Raw genomic sequence first — 2,313 nt, forward strand, 5'->3', positions numbered from 1 at the left:
CACGACCCCCCTCCCCTCACTAGCGACCTGGGAAAACGAGGAAACATGACCATGACCAACAATCCGCCCGCCAGTCCCGATTACACCCCGCCCATCTGGCGTACCACCGCGGTGACGTCACTCGCCGAGCCGCTGACGGTCACCCTCGCCGACGAAGGCGAAGAGTACGACTACACCGCCCCCGTTGCACTGCTCCAAGAGAACACCTCGACAGGGAGCACCCGCGTCGTTCTCGGCGTCCTCAACCCGGACCGCGGAGAGATCGAACCCGTCGACCCCGACGAACAGGAACCGTGCCGGCTCGGCTACATCGTCGAGATCTTCCACTCGCGGAGCATGCGCCTGGGCCCGCCGCAGCACCTCACCGACACGGACGGTGCCCAGTGACCCACGACCGAACTGGGGAGGCGGTCGACCCCGACGATGCTCCCACCGCCCACGACCCCCGGTGCCGTGGCGGGTGGATCGGCGAGGACGACGAGGGCCGGCTGGTCCCCTGCCTACAGTGCCGCCCACACCTGAGACCGCACCGGACACACCGCAGAAAACACACGAATCATCAACGAAGAAAGGACTTTTCAGAATGAAGCACGAACACGTGGTGATCGGCCGCGGCACACGCAAAGCACCGCCGCGCCGGTGCGCGCAGGAACGCTGCGCGATGCTCACCCGGCACCGGTCGCAGCGTTGCCCGGAGCACCGCGGGACCGCGTCACGGCGGCGGGGTGCGCAATGACCGGGCCGCTGCTACCGGCACCGGAGACGGCCGGGACGGTACTGCGGTTCATGGCCGGGGCACGACTGGCGGTCCTGGCCGACAACCGGCAGATGCTCGAAGGAATCGCAGTGCAAGCCAACGAGTTCGGGGTACTGCCCGACCTTCTCGCCGCGATGGCGTGGGAACCGATCGCCATGCGGGTTCTCCAGGAACTCGGTCGGCACATCGCCGATGGCGCAACGCACGAGCAGGCATGGACCGCGGTGCTCGAGCACTTCAGCGGCGCGGTGTTCGACCAGGTCGAGGCGCAGGGGGCGGAGTTCTCCCGGTCGCTCGCGGCGCTACTGCCCGCGGTCCTGCTCCCGGACACGGCGGCACCGGTTTCCGCGGCGGGTGAGCAGCGATGAGCGGGTATCGGCGGCAGGTGTGGCCGGCCGTGCCCGAGCTCGTCGCCGGACTGATCGATCCGGCTCTGATCGGCGCGGCGTGTGTGGAGCAGGCACCATTGTTCGACGAGTGGATCGACGGGGAAGCCAAGGAACAACGCCACGCCCGACACGCGGCCGCGCTGGCGGTGTGCCGGGCCTGCCCGGTGACCGGCGCGTGCCGGGCCGCGGCCGCCGACCACGACGCGCACGGCATCTGGGGCGGGACGCTGTATCCGATCGAGACCGAGCAGGTACCGGCATGACCGCCGGACACGCTCGCAGCGTGGCACGACAGACACCGGGGCCGGCAGTGCGGTATGCACTGCCGGCCCCGGCCGTTGAGCAGCTCGGTGAGGCGGTGCTGATCCGCGGCGAGGCCCTGCCCTACGTGCTGCGGGCGGTCGCCGGTCTCAACCGGGAAATCCTGCTCGGGTTCGGGCGGGAGCTGCCGCCGGTCGCGGTGGATCTGGACGCGGCCCTGTCGGCGGCACGGACGGCCGCCCAGACCCGGCAGGCGGCGGTGGCCACGGCTGGACGGATCGACGGCCACCCTCCGGTGCCGGCCGAAGACTACGAACCGGGACTGATCGACGCGGCCGAGGCGGCGTCGGTACTGGGAAGGTCCCGGCGCACCGTCTACCGGCTCGCGGCCACGCTCGACGGCCGCCGGATCGCCGGACGGTGGGTGTTTCCCCGCTCGGCGGTCGACGCGTACGCGGCCGCCCGATGAAAGGACGACCGATGGCAGCAGATACCGCCTCCCTGATCGCAGGGGCCGAGCAGTACCTCTCGAGCCTGACCGACGACGAATTCGCGGCCCTGGTGGTGCGGGTGCGACCGCCTGCGGGCAGCGCCGCCCCCGCACAACCCGCAGGCCCCGCAACGCCCGCGCCGCCGGCACCGGCCGCGGCCGGCTACCCGACCGGTTGGGGGGTCTGACATGGCTGTGAACCAGATGAACCCGCAGCTCGTCGCGCAGTTCACAGAGCGGATCGAAGGGCTCGGCGGAACTCAGTAGTGCCCCATAGAGTGGTGTAACTCGGTGGCCGAGATCGTCTGCGATTCCGTGTTGTGCACGGGTGTAGAGCGGCCACCGTGTGATCCTTCGAGTCAACCTTCTACCGAATCCTCGAACGGAGTCATCACGATGACCGCACCTCATATTGT

5 protein-coding genes are annotated in these 2,313 nt (G+C 69.7%); all 5 read left to right on the forward strand.

What is annotated here, in order from left to right:
• Positions 1 to 45: 45 nt before the first annotated feature.
• The 5 genes from A8G15_RS27330 to A8G15_RS27350 all read left to right on the forward strand — a co-directional run bounded on the left by A8G15_RS27330 (position 46) and on the right by A8G15_RS27350 (position 2,085).
• Positions 46 to 387: a hypothetical protein gene (locus A8G15_RS27330; RefSeq protein ID WP_068166271.1), complete on the forward strand. Its 342-nt coding sequence runs from the start codon at positions 46 to 48 to the stop codon at positions 385 to 387.
• Between the two features lie 345 nt (positions 388 to 732).
• Positions 733 to 1,125: a hypothetical protein gene (locus A8G15_RS27335; RefSeq protein WP_156665585.1), complete on the forward strand. Its 393-nt coding sequence runs from the start codon at positions 733 to 735 to the stop codon at positions 1,123 to 1,125.
• A complete protein-coding gene (locus tag A8G15_RS27340; protein ID WP_068166274.1) occupies positions 1,122 to 1,409 on the forward strand; it encodes a WhiB family transcriptional regulator in 288 nt (95 codons plus the stop codon). Before A8G15_RS27335 ends, A8G15_RS27340 begins: the two co-directional genes overlap by 4 nt.
• A 20-nt stretch (positions 1,410 to 1,429) precedes the next feature.
• The gene (locus A8G15_RS27345) at positions 1,430 to 1,876 is read left to right on the forward strand and encodes a helix-turn-helix domain-containing protein (RefSeq protein WP_156665586.1); all 447 of its coding nucleotides are present in this window, start codon (positions 1,430 to 1,432) and stop codon (positions 1,874 to 1,876) included.
• 11 nt (positions 1,877 to 1,887) lie between these two features.
• Positions 1,888 to 2,085, forward strand: a complete 198-nt coding sequence (locus A8G15_RS27350) for a hypothetical protein (RefSeq protein ID WP_068166278.1) — start codon at positions 1,888 to 1,890, stop codon at positions 2,083 to 2,085.
• Positions 2,086 to 2,313: the final 228 nt, after the last annotated feature.

Source organism: Rhodococcus phenolicus, from assembly GCF_001646785.1.
GTDB classification, from domain to species: Bacteria; Actinomycetota; Actinomycetes; order Mycobacteriales; family Mycobacteriaceae; genus Rhodococcus; species Rhodococcus phenolicus.

Bases quoted from the DNA above. Each gene is read 5' to 3' on its own strand.
- A8G15_RS27335 (WP_156665585.1), top strand. From the start codon at position 733: ATGACCGGGCCGCTGCTACCGGCACCGGAGACGGCCGGGACGGTACTG.
- A8G15_RS27340 (WP_068166274.1), top strand. From the start codon at position 1,122: ATGAGCGGGTATCGGCGGCAGGTGTGGCCGGCCGTGCCCGAGCTCGTC.
- A8G15_RS27350 (WP_068166278.1), top strand. From the start codon at position 1,888: ATGGCAGCAGATACCGCCTCCCTGATCGCAGGGGCCGAGCAGTACCTC.
- A8G15_RS27330 (WP_068166271.1), top strand. From the start codon at position 46: ATGACCATGACCAACAATCCGCCCGCCAGTCCCGATTACACCCCGCCC.